26 protein-coding genes are annotated in these 24945 nt (G+C 63.8%); 13 read left to right on the top strand and 13 right to left on the bottom strand.

The genetic code is table 11. The features are described 5' to 3' along the window. Window positions 1–16: 16 nt before the first annotated feature. The 4 genes from ACYU8T_RS02780 to ACYU8T_RS02765 all read right to left on the bottom strand — a co-directional run bounded on the left by ACYU8T_RS02780 (window position 17) and on the right by ACYU8T_RS02765 (window position 7081). Window positions 17–4192 (bottom strand): translocation/assembly module TamB domain-containing protein, encoded by a 4176-nt coding sequence (locus ACYU8T_RS02780; RefSeq protein ID WP_461158444.1) that lies wholly within the window; start codon window positions 4190–4192, stop codon window positions 17–19. Further along, window positions 4192–6240 (bottom strand): autotransporter assembly complex protein TamA, encoded by a 2049-nt coding sequence (locus ACYU8T_RS02775; RefSeq protein ID WP_461158443.1) that lies wholly within the window; start codon window positions 6238–6240, stop codon window positions 4192–4194. The genes ACYU8T_RS02780 and ACYU8T_RS02775 overlap by 1 nt, the downstream gene beginning before the upstream one ends. A 70-nt stretch (window positions 6241–6310) precedes the next feature. Beyond that, complete coding sequence (locus ACYU8T_RS02770; RefSeq protein WP_097091165.1) at window positions 6311–6790, bottom strand: DUF1465 family protein; 480 nt, start codon at window positions 6788–6790, stop codon at window positions 6311–6313. 111 nt (window positions 6791–6901) lie between these two features. After that, window positions 6902–7081, bottom strand: coding sequence for a YdcH family protein (locus ACYU8T_RS02765; protein ID WP_097092714.1), 180 nt, complete (start codon window positions 7079–7081; stop codon window positions 6902–6904). A gap of 189 nt (window positions 7082–7270) precedes the next feature. Here ACYU8T_RS02765 and ACYU8T_RS02760 point away from each other — a divergent pair, with 189 nt between their 5' ends. Continuing rightward, complete coding sequence (locus ACYU8T_RS02760) at window positions 7271–7426, top strand: YdcH family protein (protein ID WP_097092713.1); 156 nt, start codon at window positions 7271–7273, stop codon at window positions 7424–7426. Between the two features lie 128 nt (window positions 7427–7554). Here ACYU8T_RS02760 and ACYU8T_RS02755 read toward each other — a convergent pair whose 3' ends face one another. The 3 genes from ACYU8T_RS02755 to ACYU8T_RS02745 all read right to left on the bottom strand — a co-directional run bounded on the left by ACYU8T_RS02755 (window position 7555) and on the right by ACYU8T_RS02745 (window position 9623). After that, on the bottom strand, window positions 7555–7917 hold the full coding sequence (locus ACYU8T_RS02755) for a PilZ domain-containing protein (protein ID WP_461158442.1): 363 nt from the start codon (window positions 7915–7917) through the stop codon (window positions 7555–7557). Window positions 7918–7981: 64 nt separating this feature from the next. After that, window positions 7982–8446, bottom strand: a complete 465-nt coding sequence (gene dksA / locus ACYU8T_RS02750; RefSeq protein WP_097091163.1) for an RNA polymerase-binding protein DksA — start codon at window positions 8444–8446, stop codon at window positions 7982–7984. 565 nt (window positions 8447–9011) lie between these two features. Then, complete coding sequence (locus ACYU8T_RS02745; RefSeq protein ID WP_461158441.1) at window positions 9012–9623, bottom strand: hypothetical protein; 612 nt, start codon at window positions 9621–9623, stop codon at window positions 9012–9014. Between the two features lie 19 nt (window positions 9624–9642). Here ACYU8T_RS02745 and ACYU8T_RS02740 point away from each other — a divergent pair, with 19 nt between their 5' ends. After that, window positions 9643–9738, top strand: a complete 96-nt coding sequence (locus tag ACYU8T_RS02740; protein WP_141397805.1) for a PEP-CTERM sorting domain-containing protein — start codon at window positions 9643–9645, stop codon at window positions 9736–9738. Between the two features lie 267 nt (window positions 9739–10005). Here the strand turns inward: ACYU8T_RS02740 and ACYU8T_RS02735 are convergent, their stop codons facing one another. Beyond that, window positions 10006–10443 carry a host attachment family protein gene (locus ACYU8T_RS02735; protein WP_097091161.1) on the bottom strand — a complete coding sequence of 146 codons (438 nt, stop codon included), beginning with the start codon at window positions 10441–10443 and terminating at the stop codon, window positions 10006–10008. Between the two features lie 91 nt (window positions 10444–10534). Here ACYU8T_RS02735 and serS point away from each other — a divergent pair, with 91 nt between their 5' ends. The 4 genes from serS to rimO all read left to right on the top strand — a co-directional run bounded on the left by serS (window position 10535) and on the right by rimO (window position 15197). Further along, window positions 10535–11812 carry a serine--tRNA ligase gene (serS, locus tag ACYU8T_RS02730; RefSeq protein WP_461158440.1) on the top strand — a complete coding sequence of 426 codons (1278 nt, stop codon included), beginning with the start codon at window positions 10535–10537 and terminating at the stop codon, window positions 11810–11812. A gap of 121 nt (window positions 11813–11933) precedes the next feature. After that, window positions 11934–12698 (top strand): 5'/3'-nucleotidase SurE, encoded by a 765-nt coding sequence (gene surE / locus ACYU8T_RS02725; RefSeq protein WP_461158439.1) that lies wholly within the window; start codon window positions 11934–11936, stop codon window positions 12696–12698. A 19-nt stretch (window positions 12699–12717) separates the two neighbouring features. Then, the gene (locus tag ACYU8T_RS02720) at window positions 12718–13776 is read left to right on the top strand and encodes a potassium channel family protein (protein WP_201513433.1); all 1059 of its coding nucleotides are present in this window, start codon (window positions 12718–12720) and stop codon (window positions 13774–13776) included. A gap of 38 nt (window positions 13777–13814) precedes the next feature. After that, the gene (rimO, locus tag ACYU8T_RS02715) at window positions 13815–15197 is read left to right on the top strand and encodes a 30S ribosomal protein S12 methylthiotransferase RimO (protein WP_461158438.1); all 1383 of its coding nucleotides are present in this window, start codon (window positions 13815–13817) and stop codon (window positions 15195–15197) included. Window positions 15198–15410: 213 nt separating this feature from the next. On the opposite strand, the gene ACYU8T_RS02710 is transcribed toward rimO, so the two are convergent. Together ACYU8T_RS02710 and ACYU8T_RS02705 are read right to left on the bottom strand one after the other, a co-directional pair. Continuing rightward, entirely contained in the window at window positions 15411–16244 is an 834-nt protein-coding gene (locus tag ACYU8T_RS02710) for a DUF4163 domain-containing protein (protein WP_461158437.1), read from the bottom strand. Between the two features lie 11 nt (window positions 16245–16255). Then, window positions 16256–16459, bottom strand: coding sequence for a hypothetical protein (locus ACYU8T_RS02705; RefSeq protein WP_201513430.1), 204 nt, complete (start codon window positions 16457–16459; stop codon window positions 16256–16258). Between the two features lie 141 nt (window positions 16460–16600). On the opposite strand from ACYU8T_RS02705, the gene ACYU8T_RS02700 reads away from it, so the two are divergent. From ACYU8T_RS02700 to argC, 4 genes are read left to right on the top strand one after another with little or no spacing between them, the layout of a single operon-like run. Beyond that, window positions 16601–18004, top strand: coding sequence for a leucyl aminopeptidase family protein (locus ACYU8T_RS02700; RefSeq protein WP_461158436.1), 1404 nt, complete (start codon window positions 16601–16603; stop codon window positions 18002–18004). Between the two features lie 55 nt (window positions 18005–18059). Further along, window positions 18060–18467, top strand: coding sequence for a MarR family transcriptional regulator (locus ACYU8T_RS02695; protein WP_461159727.1), 408 nt, complete (start codon window positions 18060–18062; stop codon window positions 18465–18467). After that, the gene (locus ACYU8T_RS02690) at window positions 18427–19335 is read left to right on the top strand and encodes a C40 family peptidase (protein ID WP_461158435.1); all 909 of its coding nucleotides are present in this window, start codon (window positions 18427–18429) and stop codon (window positions 19333–19335) included. The genes ACYU8T_RS02695 and ACYU8T_RS02690 overlap by 41 nt, the downstream gene beginning before the upstream one ends. Then, window positions 19332–20276 carry an N-acetyl-gamma-glutamyl-phosphate reductase gene (gene argC / locus ACYU8T_RS02685; RefSeq protein ID WP_461158434.1) on the top strand — a complete coding sequence of 315 codons (945 nt, stop codon included), beginning with the start codon at window positions 19332–19334 and terminating at the stop codon, window positions 20274–20276. The genes ACYU8T_RS02690 and argC overlap by 4 nt, the downstream gene beginning before the upstream one ends. 10 nt (window positions 20277–20286) lie before the next feature. Here the strand turns inward: argC and ACYU8T_RS02680 are convergent, their stop codons facing one another. Then, complete coding sequence (locus ACYU8T_RS02680; RefSeq protein ID WP_176502176.1) at window positions 20287–20496, bottom strand: hypothetical protein; 210 nt, start codon at window positions 20494–20496, stop codon at window positions 20287–20289. A gap of 92 nt (window positions 20497–20588) precedes the next feature. On the opposite strand from ACYU8T_RS02680, the gene ACYU8T_RS02675 reads away from it, so the two are divergent. Together ACYU8T_RS02675 and ACYU8T_RS02670 are read left to right on the top strand one after the other, a co-directional pair. Then, on the top strand, window positions 20589–20888 hold the full coding sequence (locus ACYU8T_RS02675) for a hypothetical protein (RefSeq protein WP_461159817.1): 300 nt from the start codon (window positions 20589–20591) through the stop codon (window positions 20886–20888). Between the two features lie 41 nt (window positions 20889–20929). Next, a complete protein-coding gene (locus ACYU8T_RS02670) occupies window positions 20930–22258 on the top strand; it encodes a PQQ-dependent sugar dehydrogenase (RefSeq protein ID WP_461158433.1) in 1329 nt (442 codons plus the stop codon). Window positions 22259–22470: 212 nt separating this feature from the next. Here ACYU8T_RS02670 and ACYU8T_RS02665 read toward each other — a convergent pair whose 3' ends face one another. After that, a complete protein-coding gene (locus ACYU8T_RS02665; RefSeq protein WP_461158432.1) occupies window positions 22471–23289 on the bottom strand; it encodes an ATP-binding protein in 819 nt (272 codons plus the stop codon). 109 nt (window positions 23290–23398) lie between these two features. Between ACYU8T_RS02665 and ACYU8T_RS02660 the strand changes: the two genes are divergently transcribed. Further along, a complete protein-coding gene (locus ACYU8T_RS02660) occupies window positions 23399–24355 on the top strand; it encodes an L-threonylcarbamoyladenylate synthase (protein WP_461158431.1) in 957 nt (318 codons plus the stop codon). Between the two features lie 231 nt (window positions 24356–24586). Here the strand turns inward: ACYU8T_RS02660 and ACYU8T_RS02655 are convergent, their stop codons facing one another. Then, a complete protein-coding gene (locus tag ACYU8T_RS02655; protein ID WP_236574897.1) occupies window positions 24587–24853 on the bottom strand; it encodes a hypothetical protein in 267 nt (88 codons plus the stop codon). Window positions 24854–24945 lie beyond the last annotated feature (92 nt).

Here is a 24945-nt window from a genome sequence, read left to right as displayed (position 1 = left end):
CGGTGTCGCCCCGAACTCAATAGTCTTTCGAAATGCGCACATTTGCGCTCTCTCGTCCAAGCGTAGAGATCGCTGCGAGCAGGGAAAGCCAACGTGTCACCTGATATTCTATGCGCGTCGCTGAGTAGCCTTGGCCGTCGGTGATAAGTTCGACATAGGTCTTGCGCGTCAGATATTTCCCCGCCGCGATTGAGGTTCCCTGCCCTTGCGTAGGATCGGCCGCGATGATCCTCAGGCGATCCAACCCCGCGGCCTTTCGCACGGCATTGATCGGATCGAGCCCGCCTTCGCCCTGCAACGATCCCACCGCCGATGCGAGTTGCAATGCTTCTGGCGCGGAAAGATTGGTGATCGAGGTCCCGAACAGAATGCGGGACAGCAGTTCGTCCTGCGGCAAAGCGGGAATGCTGGTGAAACTGATGTCGGGTTTCAGGCCGGTTCCACCCACATGGATCATCGCCTTGAGGTCGCTGACGTCTGCCTCGGCATCGATGTCGAGCGTCGGATTAGCGGGCGTGCGGCCGTCGAACTGGATCTTGCCTTCGCGCAATTCAAAACGGCGCCCGGCGAAAGTGTAGCCACCCCGGATCAACTCTGCCGTGCCAGAGATCGCCGGGCTGGTAACGGTTCCCCCGATGTCCAGGTTGGCGCGCCACTCGCTGTCCAGCCCCAGCCCCCTGACCGTCAGGCGATTTCGCGCACGGGCCTTGATCGCCATAGCCCATGGCCGACTTGCGCGAGGGCGCTCAACTTCTTCCCCATTGCGGTTGACCTCTGTCACTCGCAACTCGGGGATTTGAGCGATCGCTGCCGCGCGCCCGAGCGTGAAGCGGCTGCGGTTGAGCAGCAGATCACCACCGATGGTGCCGTTGACGCCATCCGAACGCAGAGTGATTGGGCCAGTGACAGTCGCGGCTATGTCATCCCGCTCCAGCAGCGCGGCATTTTCCGCCTGCAGGCGCAAATCCATGCCGACGCCCGCGATCCCGGTGAAAGTGAAGCTGCCCGTACCTGTCACGATGCCGCCATTCTTGGCGGTAGCGGTGAAGCTGGACATGACAAGTTGCGCGCCCGAAAATCTTCCCCGCGCCTGCACATCGTGCAGCCGCATGCCAGTGACAGCACTGGTTATCGCTGCACTATCCGTTGCAAGCGCCCCGGTGATGACCGGATTGCCCAGCGTCCCCCGCGCATCGGCAGACACGCTCACGGGTCCGGATACGTCCACGATCTCGACTCCGGTCAGCCGCCAAAGGGTATCAGCGGCGCCCCTCAGTCGAAGCTGCCCGAACAGCGGCGCGCTATTGAGCCGGTCGACAAGGCTTCCCTGCGTGCCAAGCGGCGTCAGCAGCACCTGAGCCCTTCCGATCGTCTGGCCATCGGCTGCGAACAGCATGCGTGCCGCCAACCGGTCCGGCATGAGAACGGCGTTGATCCCCGCGTCCACCGGACGGGAACTGAGGGACAATCCCGACCGCGACAAGCCGCGGACGCGCAGTTCCGCCTTGCCGCTGGGCATGCCGCCACGGCTGTGAACATAGGTCAGCGAGCCCGTGGCTGTCCCCCCAAGGCCAAGATCGTCATAGACGATATCCAGCAGCGAAAGAGGGAGCTTTTGCACACGGCTTTCGATCCGGGTCGTCTGCCCGCTCAGCTCTCCACCCAATTGCAGCGAGCCGCCCGCATAGCTGATGGTCACGGGGGACAGCCGCCAGCCGTCCGCGCTGCGGGTCAACAGCGCTGACCGCGTCAGTCGGATCGGGCGCTTGTCGATCGTCCCGCGAGCCGCGACACGGATACGGTCTGGTTCCACCTGCGCTTCGCCCTGAAGGTCGAAAAGGCGCCCGCGCTGTCCTGACAGGCTGGACTTTACAGTGCCATAGCCGCCTTTCAGGTCTGCATTGGCCGCCAATCTGCCGATCAGGACGCCACCAACACGCAGTCCCCTGGCTTGCATCACCGCGTTGATCGACGTTCCCGACGGGTCAAGCAGGACGGTCGCATCCAGCTTGCCTCGACGGACGGCGATGGCCGTTGGTCCGTCAAAGCTGGCGTCTGTGGCGTCGAGTTTCAAAACCAGTTGCTGGACAGCGTTGATCGGCGTGAACGCTATACTTCCCTTGACAGGCCCGGCAACATTCAGCTGCCCTTCAAGACCGCCAGTCACCGGGCGCAGATCACCGCTTGCCACGACACCGGATACCGCGAGCTTTGCCACTCTCACTACCGCCTGGCCTCCGCGAGGCAGCAGGATCTGGCCAGCGCCGGTGAAGGGCCCAAGCGTCGAGCCGCCTTGGGCCGTAAACTGATAACCGGTGCTGTCCGGCACAAGATGCGCCCGCATCCCGGTGACGCCCAGCGCGTCCAGCGGCCGATCAAGCAGCAGATCGATCGTCGGCTGTTCGATCTTCCCGTCCAGCGTCAGACGCAAAGGCCCATATTGCTTGTGGGTTCCACTGCCCTCGAAATGGAAACTCCTGTCGGGGCGCCGGTAGCCATTGGCGGAAAGGCTGAGCAGCGGCGCTTCCAGGCGCAAGCCCGTGAACATCAGTCGCTTGTCCGGCGCGAGCGAAAGGCCGCTCTTTACCACGGGAAGGCCTCCGCCCAAGCTGCGCAGGAAGCTGTTGTCCAACCGGCGCATCCGCGCCATCGCAGTCCCGCTCAAACCAAAAGCACCGTTCTTCCCCGGCACCGCGCGTAATTTGGAGGTCAGGTCCACGATGCCGAGGCCGCGAATGGTGAGGCCGCGTATCTGCCCATCCAGACCAAAATCATAGCGCCCGGTCTTGAGGTCCGCGAGCATGACGAGCTTGCCGCTCAGCTTGTCGGAGCGGATCGGCATGGGATTGCTGATGAGTTGCTGGCCCTTGATCTGCAGCACACCGTCGAGCACGAAATTGCGGACGATGCCTTCGACAAGCTCCCCCTGTCCATCCAGTCGCCGTGCGCGCAAATGGACGGGGATGAGCAACGGCGCGTTGGCAGCTTTACGCCCTTTGCCTTCGGCGCGGACGTCGCTGATCAGGGTGCGGTCGAAAACCAGCTGCCGGGCCCTTAGAAGATATTCGTAGCCGAACCCGGCGAAGGGACCGTCAAGCCGCACGCGGGCGGTGACGTCCCGCCCGCGCATCGACTTCAGCAATGCCTGGGGCCGGACAAGGCTCACATCGATCAGCAGATTGTCGAACGCGGAGTTGCGTAGATCGAGCGCCCCATCGGCATTCAACTGCATCGCCTCCGATCGCAGCGACAGCTTGCCGTCAACGATCCGGTTTGTCAGAGACCCCCTAGCTTCTATTGAAAGGCGCGGTGCGGACAGGCGCTGTACCAATCCCTTGCCCGCTATCGCCTGCGCCTCGATCGATCCCGTTGCTGAATAGGTGCCGCTGCGCGCCGCCAACATGAGGTCGATCGCCGGTTCGCTGTCCAGCGTCCCGGACAAGCGCCCGTCCCAGCGGGTCCAGCTCCCCTTTCCCCGAACTCGCAGGTTGCCGTCCTGCCGCAGCCCTGCGATGTTCGCCAGCACGCCACCCGATGGGGCGTTCACCGTCACATCCAGATCGAACCGGTCATCGTCGGGCCGACTGTCGAGCGCGAGGTTTATCGCGTCCTCCTGCCCTAATACGCGCGCGGAAAGATCGATGACGGCCCTCCGCCCCCGGATGTCGGCATCGCCGGAAATGGTCGCCTGCTGCACCTTGCCGCTGATGCTGTCGTCGATGGTCAGCTGCCCGACCGAAAACTGCATCAACCGGATGTCGAAGCTTGGGAGGATGGGGCCTTGCTGCTTGGCGGGGTTGAGGCGGGGCAGCTTGTGCAGCGTTGCAGCCGGTATATTGAGCCGATCGATATCCAGACGGTTTGAAAGCCACGCCAGCGGCCACCAGTCCAGCTCTACCCGCGGCGCCGTTAGAAAAGCACCCTTCGGGTCTGCAAGCGTCACGCCATGCAGGACGGCCCGGCGATAGATGCTGCCTTCGATACGATCGACATGGATGCGCAAACCCGACGGCGGGCTGATCTTGTCGATACGCGTGATGAGAAAGCGGTGCCCCGCCGACGTGTCCAGCCATGTAAGCGCTGCTGCCGATATGACGACCAGCAGGGCCAGCAGCCCGGTAATCCAGCGCTGCCACGGACCGTCCCATGCGCGGTGCCGCCGCAGGGGCTGCTGGATATCCTCCTCCGCCATCAGAAAGCCTGGCCCAAGGACACATAGACAGCGACGCGGGGATCACCCTTTTGCGGGTTCAACGGCGTACCGACATCGATCCGTATCGGGCCGAAGCTGCTATAATAGCGAAGGCCCAAGCCCGCCCCGATGCGCAGATCGCGGAAACGCGGCAGGAAGCTGGTGGAGATGTTGCCTGCGTCGATGAAGGGCACGACGCCGAAATTGCCGAACCGGACGCGTGACTCCAGCGAGAATTCGGCCAGGCTCTTGCCGCCGATCGGGTCGTTGTTCGCGTCGCGTGGGCCGATATCCTGATAGCCATAGCCCCTGACCGAAGCGCCGCCGCCCGCGTAGAAACGGCGCGATGGCGCAATCCGGTCGACCGTCGAACCCAATATGGTGCCGAAGCGGGCGCGCGCCGCCAGGACCACGCGCTCAGTCATCGGCTGATAGACACTGCCGTCGATCTGCACCCGGGAATAGCCGAAGGTGCCGTTCTGGAAGGACAGCTCAGGACTGAACCGACCGCCCAGGCGGAAACCCCGGCTGGGATTCAGCAGATCGTCGCTGCCATCATAGGTCAGGCTGAGCGGCACTGCGCCGATCAGGAAGGTTCGCCGGTTCCCGCCGCTGAACGCATCCTTTTCGTCCGATGCGATCAGTTCCGCTCCGACCCGCCACACCCATTTTTTCTGAAAGAGGATGTTGGTTTGCCGTTCGAGCGCCCCGGACAGGGTGATCGTGCGGGCGTCATAAGCGTCGCGCTTGATGTTGCTGATGGAGACAAGTCCGGTCAGCACATGATCGCGCTCCCGGAAATTGTTACGCCGGTAGGTGAAGGATGCTGTCTGCTCCTGCGTTCCCAGAACACCGCGCAATGTGACGGCACCTTCGGGCGGGAACAGGTTGCGGTGCTGCCAGCTGACGGCGGCACGATAGCCTTCTCCGGTGCCATAGCCCAATTCGCCCGCAATGGTCCGCAACGGTGCTGGGCGTACATCGACCGCCAGGTCGACATGCTCTCCGTCACCAGCGTCCTTGGGGGTCAATGTGACCGAAGATATGAGCCCGGTGGCGACGATCGCGCCGCGCAGGTCCTCGACATCCGATATGTTATAGGGATCGCCCCGTTCGAAGCGCGCGATCCGCGCCACATGGCGAGCGCTGAAGAGCTTTTCATTGTTGAGGATGATCGAGCCGAAAGTCCGGTAGGCGCCGGGCGTAACGACGATATCCAGCTCTCCCTTGCGCTCTTCATGATCGATCCGCACTTCCGGTTCGCCGACGCGGGCGAAGGGAAAGCCATTCTCGCTGAGTGCGAGCGACAAAGAGGCCTGCCCTGCCAGGATAGCATCAGCATCGACGGGATCGCCCACCTGGACAGGGAAGGCTTCGCGCAATTTCGCTTCGCGATCGCCCGCCTCATTCAATCCCGGGAGATCGACCGAGGAAAGCTGATAACGGGGCCCCGCTGCTATATCGAACTGCACAGCCAGCCGGTCTTCAGTACCGGGCAAAACGGAAATAGCACTGCGGACGCGCGCGGCATAATAGCCTTTGGCTCGCAACAGCCGCTCGAGCAGTTCGCTATCTTCCTTAATCCGCCTGTTTATCTGGGCGATATTGGCAGGCTTCCCTTCGCCTTCCCGCAGGACCGACAATTGTTTGAACCGGCTGTCGAACTGCGGGTCAGCGATCTGCTCCACGCCATTGAGCTGTACCAAGTAACGCTTTTCTTCGCCGGAGTCCGCGAAGGCCGCGACCTCGGCAGGCACCTCATCACCGGGGTCCGGAAGGGCAGCATCAGCCGCTTGCCCAGCCTTATCTGAATCGTCCAGGGGGTCGGGCGGCAAGGACGTGACGGTATCGGCCTGTCCAAGGTCGGGCCATGCGACACCCAGGTCGGGCATGGGGTCAAGCGGCAGGTCCTGATCGACCGCCCCCGTGGGCGGTTCGGCGCTCTGGGCGTGCACGACAGGAGCCGCCAAAAGCAGAGGCAGGAGGAGAAGCCGGGAGGCTTGCGACATGGCTGATACGCGGCGGCAAGGCCGCAAGCCCGTATTCATATCAGCGGTCTAGCCCAAGTTAGAAAGGAAGCGCCAGCCTGTAAGATGGCCGATGACGGGCGATTGCCGTTTAAAAGGCAGTGTTCAGACGATCCATCAGCGCGCGCGCCGGGCTGCTTTCCACCTGACCCCGAGGACGCGCCATATGATCCATCCGGTCCTGCAGGCGTGCGACGCGGCCATATAGTTCCTGGCTGGCGTCGATCAGGGCGCGGGCGGCAAAGGGGAAAGCGGCCGCAATGTCCGGGTCCGTTTCCGTTGCGCGGCCCAGACGGTATTTTTCGTCCACCAGGTCCGCGTCCGAAATCTCGCCACGTTGCCACGCCCGCTGGCTGAGCAGCCAGGCGATGATGTGCATCAGCCGGGTCGTGACCTTGAGGGATTCGCAAGCGAAAGACACGCGGCGAAGTGGGTCCTGCAGCTCAGCCTCTGTGGTGTCGCGATGGTCGAAATAGGCACGCGCTTCATCGGCCATCACCATGGCTTCCAGATACAGGCCATCGACCAGACGCCGATGCAAACCACGGTCAAGAGTGACGGACGGAGACATGGACCGAATCACTGACATAAAAGCTGCTGCTTGTCAGTTAAGATGCAGCGGACATGGGCTGGATTGTCTCATTCAGGGCCGTTGTTAACCAACAAACAGGCGGATATGCGATCAGGCGATGATGTCCGGGACGAGCGCATCCTCAAGAAGCGCTATTTCATCGCGCAACCGGAGCTTGCGCTTCTTGAGTCGGGCGACCTGCATCTGGTCACGGCCGCCGGCATCGACGAGGGCTTCGATCGCGCCGTCAAGGTCGCGATGCTCGACTCGCAGCAGTTCCAGCCGTCGCATGATGTCTTCCCGGCTCACCCACTACCCACTTTCTCGGCCATGTTGCGGACAGCATCCTGATAACTCCGCAAACTCGGTCGGACCATCGCAAATTTGCACGCGGCCCGTCGCAAAGCCCGGTTAGCGCGAAGACACGAGGGGCGAATCATGATCTACTCATTCGTCCATTACCCTCATCAGGAGAATGTCATGGAAAACAGCCACATTTCAGCTCTTTCAGCCAAGCATGCCGGCCTTGAAGCGCGGATCAAGGCGGAGACGAGTCGGCCGATGCCCGATGCAATCCTGGTTGCTTCGCTTAAAAAGCAGAAATTGCGGGTGAAAGAGGAAATGACGCGGAATTGATCCGGCATTTTGAGAAGGGCGAGCGGAAGTTCGCCCTTTCCTCATTTTGAACGCACGGAATGCGGCGTAGCTGAAGGCGGGCCGCTTTTTTCATGAAGGAAATAGCGGGAAAACCGCGTTTTGCGATTTTAGCGTCCTATCTGGTGGAGGCGCAGATAGGAAGGGGCGCGGGAGGTGCTGCCGGAGGCCACGGGTTTGCGGGCAAGCGCCGGGTCGATCTCATGATCGAATGCAATACCGATCTTGCCATCTTTCGACCAGACGACGCGGCCGCTGACCCGCCCGACGCCGCGTAGGTCGAGGACGATCGCCGCATCCGCAGGCACGGGCCGTTCGCAATCGGCCATGAGCCCGGTCGCCGACAGGTTGCGCACGCGGGCGCGGCCGAGCGGCTTGCCCTCCTCCGTCGCCAGATTGGTGAGCAGGAACAGGCTGTCCCGCGGACCCGACCGTGCCGGACCCCGTTCCGCCATTTCCTGATCCTTATCCATGTCCAATACCTTGCAATGACCCGTTTATTTGCCGGGACATTGGCAGGGATCGGTGGATAAAGCGTTAATCGTCGCGCGAGACCTTTTCCTGCCGCTCGTGCCGTTCCTGCGCCTCGACGGTCATGGTCGCGATCGGACGGGCTTCGAGACGACCGAGCGAAATGGGTTCGCCGGTCACTTCGCAATAGCCATATTCGCCATCATCGATGCGGCGGAGCGCAGCGTCGATCTTGGAAATGAGCTTGCGCTGACGGTCGCGGGTGCGCAGTTCGATCGACCAGTCGGTCTCGCTCGACGCGCGGTCGTTGAGGTCGGGCTCGCGAAGGGGTTCGTTCTGCAGCACGGCCAGCGTGCCTTCCGCCTCAGCCAGGATCTGCTTCTTCCAGTCCCAGAGGCGCTGGCGGAAATATTCAAGCTGGAGGGGATTCATGAACTCTTCGTCGGGCGAAGGACGATAGTCGGGGGGAAGTATAACAGCCGATTTCGGCGGATTATGGCCGTCTTTATCGGAATTCAGGACCGATGCCATCTGGCTCTCCGACTCGAGAGGCTCCGGCTCAAAAGCGCCGGTAGCCCGTGACTTATGATTGACGGCGCCTAATAACGAGCGGCGCGGGACGACACAAGCGCGCAATCATCAGCCATGCAGAGAGGTAAGAGCGCCGAGGAGGGGAACGGGTCCCTCCCCGCCCGATTCCGCCCCTCATCCGCCAGCACCGGCTGCAAAGAAAAACACAATCCAATCGTTAACAACCAGCGTATCAAAACGAGACGTTAACCATAAAGATTGGTGCTGTTCTACATCGTCCACCAACTTATAGCCTATATTCAAGGTTAATGACGTTGAAGTTGAACTGTTCTTCCCCCTTTTTAGAAGCACAGAACAGTTTCATGGCTGCCAAAGGCGACTGACGCGGCCCGAAGCTTCAAGACGAAGAAGAGTGGATAGCTATGTCGGTACGGATGGCACTGGCCAAATTATGTGCTTTCACCTGCGGTGGCGCGATCATCGGCGGTGGCGCCGTCCATGTCGCGGAGAGCGCGCGCCCGGCCGTGGTCAAGAGCACCAAGAGCGTGAAGGCCGCGCCCAAGCGCTATGCCGTCCGCCCGATCAAGCGCAAGATCGTGAAGCGGGCCGCTCCCCGCAAGCCGCAGACCATCACTGTGGTGACGCAAGGCGCGCCCATTCCCCTGCCCGCTCCACTTCCAGCAGCTGAAATGCCCATGTCCGGCGGCGGCGCTGCCCCGGTGGTGCTGGCGGGCGGCGGCGGCGGCTTTGGCGGCGGCGGTTTCTTCGGAGGATTTTTCGGCGGCAGCGGCGGTGGCAGCAGCGGCGGATCGGTGGTGATTTCCTCGACCAGCAGCTCGACCGGCGGCATCAGCAGTTCGACCAGCTCTACGACGGGCGGCGTGTCGACATCGACCGGCGGCGTCTCCACCTCGACTGGTGGCGTGTCCACGTCGAGCGGCAATGTGTCGACGTCGAGCGGAAACGTCTCGACCTCCAGCGGGAATGTTTCCACGTCCAGCGGCAACGTGACGAGCAGTTCTTCGACGTCCACCTCCAGCGGCAATGTGACGAGCAGCTCGTCGACGTCAACGTCCAGCTCGACATCGTCCTCGACGTCGTCCAGCACATCCTCGTCCACATCGACATCGTCGAGCACATCTTCATCGACCTCGTCCAGCAGCTCGGGCGGTTCCACCAGCAGCGGCGGGCATGATGTGCCTGCGCCGCCGATGGTGCTGCTGTTCGGCGCGGGCGCGGTCGCGTTGGTCGCGCGGCGGCGCTTTGCCGAGCGGAAGGCGAAGCGGGACTGAAGCTTTGGGTATCGACGAGCCTGTGCCTTCTTGACCAGGCTTGGCCGTTTGGAAAGGAGCAGAGGGCCCGTTCGACTGCCTGCTTGCAGAAGGCGCTCAGGACGGGCTTAGACAGGCTCAGCCCGAACGGAGACAGGGGCTGGAGCTAAGATCTACCGGAGCTGAAGGTGGGCGTTAGCTGCCCGGATCCGGCCATTTCAGCCTTTCACGCGGGGGCGTGCAGAAGGGGCGGCTTGTGGGGGGCCGCCCCTATTTTCGTTGGCAAGCTCAACTCTGGGCGATGATCTTTTCGATTTCCGGAACCGGATGGTTGGAAAGATCCTTGGCGATTTCGCCCACCAGGCGGCTCTGCACTTCCTTGTGATAATGTTTGCGCATCTCGCCGAGCGCGCTCGGCGGGGCGACGATGATCAGCTTTTCGAAATCATTGGCGAGCGCGCGACGCTTGAGCATGTCAGCCGCTTCGACGGCGAAGCGCGCCTCTTCCTGTTCATGATAGTCGGTCTTGCCCATGGTCGCCTGACCACCAATGATCGATGGCGCTTTCCCCGCCAGATCGGTGGATTGATCGCGATCTGCGGGATTTTCCTGAACCTTCACTGTTTCCGCTTCCAGATTTGGCGCCATGCGGTCGCCCTTGTTCCGGAAGAACAGCATCTTGCGACCATCGGCCACCAGCACCATTGCGTCATGATCGATCCACATCAGCGGCTCCTTTCCTTATGTCTTGCAGTCCCTAACGGACGGGAGCGCGCAGGGTTGCGCAGCTGATCGCGGAACGGCATAGGGCTGACCCATGCACGACATCCGTTTCATCCGCGAAAATCCCGCAGCTTTCGACGCCGGCCTTGGCCGTAGGGGGTTTGCCGCTTCAAGCGCGGACATATTGGCGCTGGATGAGCGCAGCCGGGCGATCAAGACCGAATTGCAGCAGGGCCAGGCGCGCCGGAATGAGGCGAGCAAGGCCATCGGCGCGGCCATGGCGGCCAAGGACATGGAGAAGGCCGAGACGCTGAAGGCCGAAGTCGCGGCGCTGAAGGAAAGCATGCCCGCGCTGGAGAATGAAGACCGGGAGGTGAGCGAGAAGCTGCACGCGCTGCTGGCGGCCATTCCCAACCTGCCAGCCGCAGATGTGCCCGAGGGCGCGGACGAGGCAGAGAATGTCGAGGTCAGCCGCTGGGGTGAGCCGCGCGCGTTCGACTTTGCGCCGCAGGATCATGCCGACTTCGGTCCGGCGCTGGGGCTGGATTTCGAGGGCGCAGCGGCGCTTTCGGGTGCGCGCTTTGCGGCGTTGCGTGGGCAGATGGCGCGGCTCCACCGGGCGTTGGCGCAGTTCATGCTGGATCGCCAGTCGGGCGAGAACGGCTATGAGGAAGTGAACCCGCCGCTGCTGGTGCGGGACGAAGCGCTGTTCGGCACGGGGCAGCTGCCAAAATTCGCCGAGGACCTGTTCCGCACGACCGATGGCCGCTGGCTGATCCCGACCGCCGAAGTCTCCCTCACCAATCTGGTGCGCGAGCAGATTGTCGATGTCGCGAGCCTGCCGATGCGGTTGACGGCGCTGACCCCCTGTTTCCGGTCGGAAGCGGGATCGGCGGGACGCGACACGCGCGGCTTCATCCGCCAGCATCAGTTCGAGAAGGTGGAACTGGTCGCGATCTGCAAGCCCGAAGAATCAGAGGCCGAACATGAACGCATGTGCGCGGCGGCCGAAGGCGTGTTGCAGGCGCTGGGCCTGCCCTATCGCAAGGTGCTGCTGTGCACCGGCGACATGGGCTTTGCGGCGGCGAAAACCTATGATCTCGAAGTTTGGTTGCCGAGCCAGCAGACCTATCGCGAGATCAGCTCCATTTCCAACTGCGGCGATTTCCAGGCGCGGAGGATGAATGCGCGGTTCAAGCCGGAGGGCGAGAAGCAGACGCGCTTCCTGCATACGCTGAACGGGTCGGGGCTCGCCGTGGGTCGGACGCTGGTCGCGGTGCTGGAAAATTACCAGCAGGAAGATGGCAGCGTGATCGTGCCTGAGGTGTTGAAGCCTTATATGGGTGGGATTGACAAGCTGGAGCCACGTTGAGCTTTCCCGCGTTCACTCGTCACCCGAGCGAAGGCCGGGATCTCGGGCGGCTTGGCGCGATCTCTCCTGAGAACCCAGCTTTCGCTGGGCTGACGGTAGAAATAAGGGTTGAGGAGTCCGCATGCGCATCCTGCTGACCAATGATGATGGGGTGCATGCGCCCGGCCTCAAGGTGCTGGAGGAGATTGCGCGGACGCTGTCGGACGATATCTGGATCGTCGCGCCTGCCGAGGAGCAGTCGGGCGCGGGGCACAGCCTGACGCTGACCCGGCCGCTGCGCATCCGGCAGCATGGCGAGAAACATTATAGCGTCACCGGCACGCCGACCGATGCGGTGATGATGGCGGTCGGGCACCTGATGAAGGATGCCAAGCCCGACCTGTTGCTGTCGGGCGTCAATCGCGGGGCCAATCTGGCCGAGGACGTCACCTATTCGGGCACGGTGTCCGCCGCGATGGAGGGGGCGATTTCCGGCATCAAGTCGATTGCGCTGAGCCAGGTCTATGCGCGCGAGGGGATGGGCGATGCAGTGCCCTTTGCCGCTGCACGGGCCTGGGGCGAAAAGGTGCTGCGGCCGCTGGTCGGCATGCCCGCGAGCCCCCGCCTGCTGTTCAACGTCAACTTCCCCGCGATCGACGCCGATGCGGTGAAGGGCATTCGCGTGGTGCGGCAGGGTTTCCATGACGTTGATCGCACGCATATCGTGGAGGGGACCGATCCGCGCGGCTATCGTTATTATTGGTTCGGGCTTGGCAGCAGTTCCTCGGTGCCGGAGGGCAGTGATCTGGCCGCGATCGCGGAAGGCTATGTAACCGTAACGCCGCTCCATTATGACCTGACGCAGGATGGGGCGATGGCGGCGACGGCGCGGCTGTTCGAGGCGTGAGGGGCGACCGGCGCCCGCGATGAGGATCAACCCCGCCCGCCCTCCCCTGGCGCAGACCGGGTTCCTGCGGCGGCGGTCCTCCATGCCGGTATGGGCCGATCTTGCCTGGCGGGTGGGATTGGTGTTCGGGCTGATCGCGCTGGTGCTGCTGATCCACTGGGTCGGGCGCGACGGGCTGAAGGACAATCTGGACGACCAGATCAGCTTCGTTGACGTGCTCTATTTCACGACCGTCACCGTGACCACGGTCGGCTATGGCGACATCGTGCCGGTGAGCCCGGAAGCGCGGCTGTTCGAGGCGCTGCTGGTGACGCCGATCCGGCTGTTCGTATGGCTGATCTTTCTGGGGACGGCCTATAATCTCTTTTTCCGCAACATCTTCTACAGGTGGCGCATGGCTCGCATTCAGGCCGATCTGCATAATCACATCATCGTCACCGGTTTCGGCACCAGCGGGAGCGAGGCGGTGCGGGAACTGCTGGCACGGGGCGTCGATCCGCGCGAGATCGTGGTGGTCGATCCGCAGGAAAAGCCGCTGGTGGAGGCGGAGGATCTGGGCTGCAACGTGATGTGCGGCGATTCGACGCGGGACAAGACGCTGAAGGACGTGGCGATCGATCGGGCGCGATCCATGATCGTGTCGGCCGGGCGGGACGATACGTCGATCCTGATCACGCTGACGGCGCGGCATCTCGCCCCTCGGCTGCCGATCAGCATCGTCGTGCGGAACGAGGATAATGAGCTGCCCGCGCGGCAGGCTGGCGCGACGACGGTGATCAACCCGGTGAGCTTTGCCGGGCTGCTGCTGGCGGGGAGCACGAGCGGGCGGCATATCGCGGACTATATGGCGGACCTGGCGGCGTCCGGCGGCGCGGTGAAACTGCATGAACGCCCGGCCGTGGCGGAGGAGATCGGCGGGCCGCTCTCGGCAATCCGCACCGGGCTGGGCGTGCGCATCTATCGTGGCGAGCGGGTCATCGGCTTTTGGGAAGAGGGCGCGCAAAGGCTGGAGCCCGGCGACCTTATCATCGAGATTGTTCAAGGGCATGGCGTGGGTGAGGCGCCCGGCCCCGGCTGATCTTTCGCGCGGGCGTGACATTTGGCGCGAAAATCCCTATGTGCGCGCCGATCATGGCAACCAAAATTCCTGAAGCGCCGAAGGTCGGCATGGTGTCGCTCGGCTGTCCGAAGAACCTCGTCGATTCCGAGCGCATCCTGACCAAGCTGCGGTCTGACGGCTATCTGATGTCCGCCGACTATGCCGGGGCGGATGTGGTGCTGGTGAATACATGCGGTTTCCTCGATTCCGCCAAGGAAGAGTCGCTGGAGGCGATCGGCGAGGCGATCGCGGAGAACGGCCGCGTCATCGTGACGGGCTGCATGGGCGACGAGGCGGAATTGATCCGCCAGAAATTTCCGCAGGTGCTGGCCGTTACGGGTGCGCATCAATATGAGCAGGTGGTGAATGCGGTGCATGACGCGTCGCCGCCGGTGCCCAATGCCTTTGTCGACCTGGTGCCCGAAGGCGGGCTGAAGCTGACGCCGCGTCACTACAGCTACCTCAAGATTTCGGAAGGCTGCAACCACCGCTGCTCCTTCTGCATCATCCCCTCGATCCGGGGCGACCTGGTGTCCCGCAGGATCGATGCGGTGCTGCGCGAGGCGGAGAAGCTGGTCGCGGCGGGGACGAAGGAACTGCTGGTGATCAGCCAAGATACGTCGGCCTATGGCGTGGATACGCGGCATGATCCGCGCCAGTGGAAGGGCCGCGAGGTGCGCGCGCATATGACCGACTTGGCGCGTGAATTGGGCCAGTTGCGGACGAGCGAGGGCGTGGCGCCGTGGGTGCGGCTGCACTATGTCTACCCCTATCCGCATGTGGATCAGGTCATTCCGCTGATGGCCGAGGGGCTGTTGACGCCCTATCTCGACATTCCGTTCCAGCACGCATCGCCCACCGTCCTGAAGGCGATGAAGCGGCCCGCCAACGAGGCGAAGGTGCTCGACCGCATCCGCAAGTGGCGGGGCATCTGCCCGGACATCGCGATCCGTTCGAGCTTCGTCGTCGGCTTCCCCGGCGAGACGGAGGCGGACTTCCAATATCTGCTGGACTGGCTGGACGAGGCGCAGCTGGACCGTGTGGGCGCGTTCCGGTTCGAGCCGGTGGAAGGAGCGGCAGCCAATGACTTGCCGGGTGCGGTGCCGGAAGAGGTCAAGGAAGAGCGCTATCAGCGGATCATGGAGAAGACCGCCGCGATCTCGGCCGCCAAGTTGCAGGCGAAGGTCGGGCGCGTGCTGCCGGTGATCATCGACGAGGTCGGCGAGCCGGACGAGGATGGTTCGGTCGGCGCGACCGCGCGGAGCCAGTCGGATGCGCCGGAGATCGACGGCAATGTGTTCCTGCGCGATGTTGGTGAAGGGGTGAAAGCTGGCGACATCCTGGATGTGGTGATCGAGGATGCCGACGAGCATGATCTTTATGGCGCGCCGGTGGCTTAGAAACGCTTGGCCGAAGGCTTCGGTCGGTTAGAGCAAAGTGCCTTTGATCTGAACCTCTCGTCCGTCCGGGCTGAGCCTGTCGAAGCCTGTCCTGAGAGCCAGCTGCAAGCAGGCAGTCGAAGGGCGCTCTTCTTCCTGAAGGAAGTAGGCCCTTCGACAGGCTCAGGGCGAACGGAGGTGGGGGCGTTCTTTCCGTGCGACGCAGGTGGTTGCTCAGCCTCCCGCGAACGCGTTCTGATATTCGGTCTTGATCGCCTTCCGCATGGCTGCGTCTACGGCCAGCGGGACTTCATAGGTTCCTTCCGAATAGGGGCCCGCGCTGTACGGGCCGACGACGACGACGATCCGGTCGATCAGCTTGCCGCCGCGAGATGTGGGGACGAGCACTTCCTTCATCGGATCGATACATTGGGTGAAAGGATCATCGCCGCGCATGATCGGCCCTCCCCGCTTTTTCGCGCGGGCCTTGTCCAGGCCGTCGCAGAAGGACGTGCGGATGGCTTCGGCAAAGGCGGCGGGTGAGGTCATGAGCGCGTTCACGCTGGTTTCCCGCTTGCGCGCCTTGTCCCACAGCAGCACGTCATAGCCCGTCATGCCATGCGCGCCGCCCGTATAGGTGTAGCGGCTGGAGCGAAGCGACAGGAAGCGCGGCGTATCGGCCGCGACGGTCCAGCGCGTCTCCAGACTATGCGCGTGGAAGGGAAAGCCGGACTGCTGCGCCGATTTCCGGTCGTCCGCAGCCATCTTGAGCGCGTCCACCTTGCCGCTTTCCATATCCTTGCGCAACTTGGCGGTGATCTGCGGCACGGCAGACGCCTCGGCGGGCCAGGCGTAGAGAAACTCCAGCAGATCGGTCTTTTCAGCCTGCTGGAAAGGCTCGGACGGCGGCTTGGGTTGTTCCGCGCCTGCCATGCGGTTGAGGAAGTTTGCCGTAGCGGCATCTTCACCCTTGTCGGCGCGCCCCTCCGGCTGATCACTGGCGGTCGGGGTGCAGGCACAGAGAAAGAGGGCCAGTCCTGCGACCGGCCCCGCCTTCTTTCGCATCATCGATTGCTGCATCAATGCGGCTTGGCCGCCAGACAGCGCTCGCTGATCGCCTTTCGGGCATAGCTGCTCTGAAGAGCGGCGGAGGCGTTCGGCCAGCCTTCCGCGATCAGGGCCTGTTCGACCGCATGCGCGCCGTCGAACCTTCCGCTTTCCGCCAGTTGATAGGCACGTGCACGGAGCGCCTGCTGCCGCGCATCATCGCCATGCATAACCATGTCTCTCTCCTTGCCAGTTAGCGTTGACATCAATCTAGGCCTTTCGCGCCCGGGGCGCAAACATGGCGGGGGCAGATGGAGACGGCAGCGCGGCGAAAATGGGGCTTTCCAACCCTGCCTTCCTTGTCCAGAACCCTGCCCATGACCGATTATTCCGACCTGCTGAAAGCAGATAACAACCAGCCCGCCCATATGATCCAGATCGTCGATGCGGAAAGCTTCGAAAGCTGGCTTTCCGCCCAGCCGCAGCGAGTGCGCGCCATCGTTGCCGCCCAGAAATTCGCGGGCAAGGGATATGAGCTTGCGATCATTCCGGGCGACGAGCTTTCGGACTGGTCGGTGGTCGCGGGGGTCGCGAACAGGTCGAAACTCAGCAGCTGGTGCCTCGCCAAGCTGGCGGACACATTGCCCGAGGGGCAATATCGGTTGGCGGAGGGGACGGCCGGGCCAGCCATGCTTGGCTGGCTGACGGCGCAATACAGGTTCGACCGCTATCGCCGCGACGACAATGCCGCTGGGCCGCGCGTGCTGCTGACCGGCGAGGTCGCGCAGATCGACGCGGCGGTAAGGCTGGCGGAGGCGGTGGCGCTGGTGCGCGACCTCGTCAATATTCCGGCGGGCGACATGGGGCCTGCGCAACTGGAGGAGGAAGCGGCGAAGGTCGCGGAAAGCTTTGGCGCGCGCTTCACGGTGACGAAGGGCGACCCGCTGGAGCAGGGCTTTCCGATGATCCATGCCGTGGGGCGGGCGGCGGGCAAGGAGTTTGCCCCGCGCCTGATCGAACTGCGCTGGGGCGATCCCAAGCATCCCCGCGTCGCCATCGTCGGCAAGGGCATCTGCTTCGACAGCGGCGGACTGGACATCAAGCCGTCATCGGCCATGCGCCTGATGAAGAAGGATATGGGCGGTGCTGCGCACGCGCTGGCGCTCGCCAAGCTCATTATGGTCGCGCGCCTGCCGGTGCAGTTGCATGTGCTGATCCCGGCGGCGGAAAATGCGGTGGGCGCGAACGCCTTCCGCCCCGGCGACATATTGCGCAGCCGCAAGGGGCTGACGGTGGAAATCGGTAATACCGATGCGGAGGGACGGCTGGTGCTGGCGGACGCACTGACGCTGGCGGGCGAGGATGATCCGGAGCTTGTCATCGATTATGCCACGCTGACGGGCGCGGCGCGCGTCGCGGTGGGACCCGACCTCCCTGCCCTCTTCACCAATGATGATGCCTTGGCGGCAGAGATGGACGCGGCGGGCAGCGAAGTGGACGACCCAAGCTGGCGCCTGCCATTATGGGATGGCTATGCCGACATGCTGAAGTCGGATATCGCCGACATCAACAATGCGGGCGAAGGCGGCTTTGCTGGCGCGATCACTGCCGCGCTGTTCCTGAAGCGGTTCGTGCCGGACAAGGCGAAATGGATTCATCTCGACACCTTCGCCTGGCGGCCGTCGCCAAAGCCGGGGCGGCCCAAGGGTGGTGAGGCATTGGGCGTGCGCGCCGTTTTCCGCATGCTGGAACAACGTTATGAAAAATCAGGGCGGAAATGATCCTGTGGCATGAGGCCGTTACGCAACCGGATTGTGCATTATGCGTTACGGGGGCATGGATGCCGCCTCTGCACATGATCAGAGCTCTGAGCTCAACCGCCCCGGTCTGAAACAACTCGGCCAATGGATGCGCACACTGGTCGATTATGTGCGATCCGGCAGGCCCGACCTCACCAATCGGCAAATGGCGCTGATGATGACCGTGTACATCAGTTCCGGGCCGCATACGGTCAGGGGACTCGCGGAAGCGCTGCATGTGTCGAAGCCAGTGATTACCCGGGCGCTGAACAAGCTTTCCGCGCTCGGATATCTTCGCCGGGAGCGGGATGCGGCCGACCGGCGCAATATTTTCATCACCCGGACCCCCAAAGGGGCGGAATTCCTTGACGCGTTTCACCATTTCATCGCAGGAACCGGCCGCGATGAACGCCACGACTTCAACTCTGCGGAACGCACCGCCTGAACGCATCCGGTTCAAACTGGACGGCCGCTCCGTCAAGCTGGACAGCCGCATCCATGCCGCGCGCGGCGATCTTGCCGACTTGTCGTTGGCAGGGGTGCTGTTTTCAGCCCATTACGCCCGCTCGATCGAACTGACCTGCGTCGCGGCGGGAACGCCGGTCCTTGCCTCAGCGACGGTTACCGCGACTGCGGTAAGCGAATTGCTGCGCGGCGAAAGCTTTCATGCGCTGGACGTCACGACCGACTGGGCCTGGGGCTTTTGCGGGCATGACGGCTATGTCGGCTATGTGCGGCGCGACGCCCTGGACGTGCACGAACAGACCGATCATCGGGTGTTCGCTGGTACAGCGCCCCTGTTCAGCGCGGCCGATATCAAGTCGCCCATTCGCGACTATTGGCCGGGCGGCGCGCTTTTCACGGGCAAGGCGGAGGGCGGCTTCGTCGCCTGCGCCGAAGGATATGTGCATGAGCGCCATGCCGTGGGCGCCGAAGTTCTGGAAAGCGATTGGGTCGCGGTGGCGCTGCGCTATCTGGGCCAGCCCTATGTGTGGGGCGGGCGCGGCCATCGCGGCATCGACTGTTCGGGGCTTGTCCAGGTCGCGCTTGGCCAGTGCGGGATCAAGGCGCCGCGCGACACAGATTTGCAGCGCGAGGGCATTGGCGACCCCCTGCCCTCCGACGAGCCGTTGAGGCGGGGCGACTTCGTCTTCTTCCCCGGCCATGTCGGCATCATGACGGACGGCGACAATCTGCTGCATGCCAATGCGCATTGGATGGCCGTGGTGGTCGAACCCTTGGCCGACGTGGTCGCCCGGCTGGCGGATGATCATGCAGAACCCATTATTTCGCGGCGGAGGATCGGCGCGTGACTCACAAGATTTTCATCGATGGCGGGGTCGGCACCACCGGGCTTGAGATTGTCGAGCGGCTTGCCGGACGGCCTGAACTGTCCTTCATCACGCTGGACGAAGACAAGCGCAAGGATGCGGCGGCACGGCGGGAGGCTTTGAACGCCGCCGATATCGTGATCCTGTGCCTGCCTGATGACGCCGCGCGCGAAGCGGTGGCCTTGATCGACAATGACCGCACGCGCGTGATCGATGCGTCCACCGCTCATCGCGTGGCGGATGGGTGGACCTATGGTTTTGCCGAGCTGGAGCCGGGTCATCGGGAAAAGCTGGCAAAAGCGCGGTTCGTGTCCAACCCGGGCTGCTGGCCGACCGGCTTCCTGGCGCTGGTGCGGCCGCTGGTGCTGGGCGGACTGCTGCCAGCAGACTGGCCGGTGACGGTGTCGGGCGCGTCGGGCTATTCCGGCGGCGGCAAGGCGATGATCGCGGAATATGAGGGCGAAGGCGGCACTCCCAGCGCTTTCCGGCCCTATGGGCTTAGCCTGACGCACAAGCATATACCGGAAATGCTGCGCTATTCGGGGCTGTCGCATCCACCGATCTTTGCGCCTGCGGTGGCTAACGCCTATCGCGGCATGATCGTCGAGGTGCCCTTGCAGCTGCGCGCAATGGCGGGCGCGCCCAAGGTCGCGGACATTCATGCGACGCTGGCGGATGCTTATGCGGGATCGCCGATCGTGAGCGTCGCTTCGCTGGAGGAAAGCGCGGGTCTGGGCCAGGTCGCGATCGAGCATGTCGGTGCGACGGATCGGCTGGCGCTGTTCGTTTTCGGCAATGACGATGCGGGTCAGGTGCGGCTGGTGGCGGCGCTCGACAATCTGGGCAAGGGTGCGGCGGGTGCTGCGGTGCAGAACCTCAACATCCTGGCGGGATTGCCGGAGACGGCCGGGCTGCGGCTCTGAACCCCGGCGCTTAGTGAACCGTGCCGAGCGGCATGTCGTGCGCGAGCAGCACGATCAGCCGCTCGATCTGGCGCCAGTGGCAGAAATGGATGTAGTTGCCAAGGTCGCGGCTGCGGTCTGCGCGCGCTGCCGCTTCATAGCCCGCATTGTCACCAAAGGCCGCCATCAGTTCCGCCGCATCCTCATAGCTTTTGCGGCCGGACAGATATGGCAACTGCATGGGAACCCCTTGAAAAACTCACCCCGATGGGAGGCACGGGTTCAAGGGCCGTGCCAGTTTGATGCTTTGACGGGCTGCGGCGGGTTACGAGGGTGAATGGTCCGTTAGCCAAGTCCCGTCGCGGTACAGTTGTGCTGGATCGGGACGGGCATGTGCCATGGCGGGCCGGTGAGCAAAGCGCTGGCCTTGGCCCGCAGGCCGTGGCAAGGGCGGTGGCGATGACCAATGGCAAGAAGAATCCGACCGGCGCGGGCGCCATCATCGCGCTGCTGATCCTGGGCGGCGCGATCATCGGCGGCATGATGGGCCAGCCGAGCGCGGGGCTGCTGGCGGGCGCGGCGCTGGGCGGCGTGATCGCGCTGCTGCTGTGGCTGCGCGAACGGGACCGATAGCACGCCTTGCGGCGCGCGTTGCGGCAGCATAGACAAGCGCCATGAAGAAGCATCTGATCGCCATCACCCTTATCCTCCTGCTGATCGCTGGGGGCGTCATTTTCTATCTGGCGCAAGGGGATAAGGCGAAGCTGGCGGCGGGCGCCGATATGGGCAAGGAGCCGGTGTTCACCGCTCCTCGCAGCGAACTCATCCCTACGATCAACGTCGCTGAAGTGAAGGTGTGGACGGCGGGCGAAAAGCCGGTGGCGGCCAAGGGCCTTGCCGTCGCGCGCTTTGCCGACGGGCTCGCGCATCCGCGATCGATGCTGGTGCTGCCCAATGGCGATATTTTGGTGGCCGAGACGAACAGCCCGCCCCGTCCTTCCGGTGGGCTGGTCGATCGGGTGATGAATTACCTGATGAACAAGGCGGGCGCGGGCGTGCCTTCGGCCAATCGCATCACCTTGCTGCGCGACGCCGATGGCGACGGACGCGCGGAGGTGAAGACGCCGTTCCTGACCGGGCTCAATTCGCCCTATGGCATGGCGCTGGTCGATGGGACGCTCTACGTCGCCAATACCGACGCGCTGATGGCCTTCCCCTATAAGGAGGGCGAGACGCGGATCACCGCCAAGGGGCGCAAGATCCTGAACCTTCCCGCCAATGCGCCGAACATGCACTGGACCAAGAGCCTGACGGCTGGCCCGACGGGGCTGCTCTATGTCGGCGTCGGGTCCAACAGCAATATCGCCGAAGACGGTCTGGAAGGCGAAGCAAACCGGGCGGCGGTGCTGGAGGTCAATCCCAGGACCGGCGACTATCGCATCTATGCTTCGGGCCTGCGCAATCCGGTCGGGCTGGCATTCGAGCCCAAGAGCGGCGCGCTGTGGGGTGTCGTGAATGAGCGCGACATGCTGGGCAGCGACCTGGTGCCCGACTATCTGACCCGGATCGAGTTCGGCGGCTTTTATGGCTGGCCGTGGAATTATTGGGGCGGTTACGAAGACCGCCGCGTCCAGCCGCAGCGGCCCGAAGTGCGCGAATATACCAAGCGTCCCGACTATGCGCTGGGCAATCATGTCGCGCCGCTGGGGCTGGCCTTTGCCGGCAAGGTGAAGATCGGCGGCGCGTTCGCGAACGGAGCCTTTGTCGGACTGCACGGCAGCTGGAACCGCAAGCCTGCGGCGGGTTACAAAGTGGTCTTCGTGCCCTTCGCCGCCAATGGCGAAGTGAGCAAGGCCAAGCCTGTAGACGTGCTGACCGGCTTTCTGGATGCGGACGGTAACGCGCGAGGGCGGCCGGTCGACGTCGCTGGCGACGCGAAGGGCGCGCTACTGGTCAGCGACGATGTCGGCGGCGTGATCTGGCGGGTGACTGGGGGCAAGTGATTGAGGCCGTGATCGCATTACGCGGGCGCATCCGCATCAAGGCTCCTTTTCCGTCGCCCCGGGCTTGACCCGGGGTCCCGCTGCCCGGGCGGCCTCAGATAAGAAGCGGGACCCCGGATCAAGTCCGGGGTGACGATCATTCAAAACATGATCATGGACGATTTCCAAGCGCTCGAAACCGAGTGCTGGTTAGGAAATCGGCAAACAAGGGATCAAAGCGCGCGGCCGTTGCGGCCTGCCAGCTCCACCACATATTGCCAGGCGACGCGGCCCGACCGGCTGCCGCGCTGCGTCGCCCACTGAATCGCTTCGAGCGGGTCGAAGCTGAGGCCGAGGCTGTCGGCATAGCCGGTGACTATGTCGACATAGGCCTGCTGGTCGATGGCGTGAAAGCCGAGGCTGAGGCCGAAGCGGTCGGACAGCGCCATCTTGTCATCGATCACGTCGCGCGGATTGACGGGGTCATCCTGCTCGGAAAGGTGGCGCGGAACGATGTGGCGGCGGTTGGAGGTGACGTAGAGGCGGACATTGGCGGGCCGCGCCGCCGTCCCGCCCTGAAGCAGGGAGCGCAGCGCGCGTGCGTCACCGACGCCGCCTTCGTCAAAGCCGAGGTCGTCGAGGAAGAGGATGAAAGGCCGCTGCGTCGTGCGCAGGAGCGAAAAGAGGCGCGGCAGGCTGGCCAGTTCATCGATCGCGCATTGCAGCAGGGCGATGTCCGCCCCTTCCCGCTGGAGCCGGTCGACGACGGCCGCGACCACGGCGGACTTGCCCGTCCCGCGCGCCCCCCAGAGCAGCACGTCATGCGCGGCATGGTGCGCGGCGTGGCGGCGGGTGTTTTCGAGCAGCGTCGCCTTTTGCGCGTCGATGCCGGTCAGGAGGTCGTAATTGACTGGCTCGAACGCGTCGACAGCCTGGATCGCGCTGCCATCCCAGACATAGGCGGATGCGGCGCTGAGGTCCGCCGAGGGCGCGGGCGGCGGTGCCATGCGCTCAAGCGCGCTGGCAATGCGGCTGAGGATATCGTCGGTCATGCGGCGGGCTTAGCCCCCCTGCCCCGCCCCGGCAAGGCGAACGGGCCTGTCATTCTTCTGTAGTAATGGACTTTTACTCCACGTCGCAGGGGCTTATACCGCGGGGGCCGTGACCATCCCAAATCCTGTCTATTCCACCCGCATCTGCCGCTATGGCACCGAAGCCCTGCGCGAGGCGGCCTTGCTGATCCGCGCGGGCGAGCCGGTCGCGGTGCCGACCGAGACGGTCTATGGGCTCGCCGCCGATGCGACGGACGATAGCGCGGTCGCGGCAATCTACAGCGCCAAGGGGCGGCCAAGCTTCAACCCGCTGATCGTCCATGTCGCGGACCAGGAGATGGCGGAGCGGCTTGCCGTCTTTTCGCCAGTGGCGGACCGGCTGGCATCGCGCTTCTGGCCCGGCGCGCTGACCATGGTGCTGCCGGTGCGCGAGGGAAGCGGCCTGTCATCGCTGGTGACGGCGGGCCTGCCGACCGTGGCGTTGCGCCTGCCCGCGCACCCGGCGATGCGGGCGCTGATCCGGGAAAGCCACCGGCCGCTTGCCGCGCCGTCCGCCAATCGCAGCGGCGCGATCAGCCCGACGCGGGCGGAGCATGTGCTGGCCAGCCTCAACGGCAAGGTGCGGCTGATCCTGGACGAAGGGCCGACAAGCGAGGGGCTGGAATCGACGATCGCGGCGCCCGAGGAAGATCGCATCCGGCTGCTGCGGCCTGGACCGGTGACGGCGGCGATGCTGGAGGAAGCGAGCGGGCTTCCGGTGGAGGTCGGGGCGGAGAAGGCCAGGATCGAAGCTCCGGGACAGCTGGAAAGCCATTATGCGCCGTCCAAGCCGGTGCGGCTGAACGCCCTGCGGGCGGAGAAGGATGAATATCTGATCGGCTTTGGCCTGATGCCGTGCAATCTGAACCTCAGCCCCGATGCCGATGTGCAGGAAGCGGCGGCCAACCTGTTCGCGGCTTTGCATGTGGCCGATGCGAGTGCTGCGTCGCATATCGCGGTGGCGCCCATCCCGGACGAAGGGATCGGGGTGGCGATCAATGATCGGTTGCGGCGGGCGGCGGCTTGATCCGGCGATCATAGAGTTTTTGGATTCGTGCAGAGGCGCAGAGGATTGTTGGCTTAGTGCCTTAGATGCTCCATTCCAAATCCGTTCGCCCTGAGCCTGTCGAAGGGTTCTACTTTCTTAGAAGGGAAGGGCTTCGACAAGCTCAGCCCGAACGGGGTGAGTGATGTAGATTGGACGGACTCTGTTACTGACGGTTGGCTTCGCAAATCGCCTACGTCCGTACCTGCGCGCTCAATAACAATCCCGATAGCCAGCGCGTTTACATTCGCGGCGGCGTTGTTCTTCGGCTTCCTTGCGTTCGCGGGCTTCGCGTGCCTCTTGCTTGCGCATGCGGCGGCCGTAGTTGCGGTCGGACTCTTCCTGGCTGGTGGTCGCCCAGTCGGCGGCCTGCGCCCCGGCGCGGACCGGCAGCGTGGCAACGTCGAGCGCCGTCTTTGCGATGCAGCCCGGCAGCGTAAGCATGATAGCGGCTGCGGCGATCGTCATGAATGGGCGCATGGATATTCCCCTGTGAACTGCTGCGGGCATGGCATGGTCTGGATTAACCTTAGCCTAAGCGCTTTTAGGGTTTCCAATCTATTCCCGTCTGG

This window comes from Sphingobium sp. TomMM35A (assembly GCF_054771735.1).
This window is presented reverse-complemented; position numbering and strand designations above follow the sequence as displayed.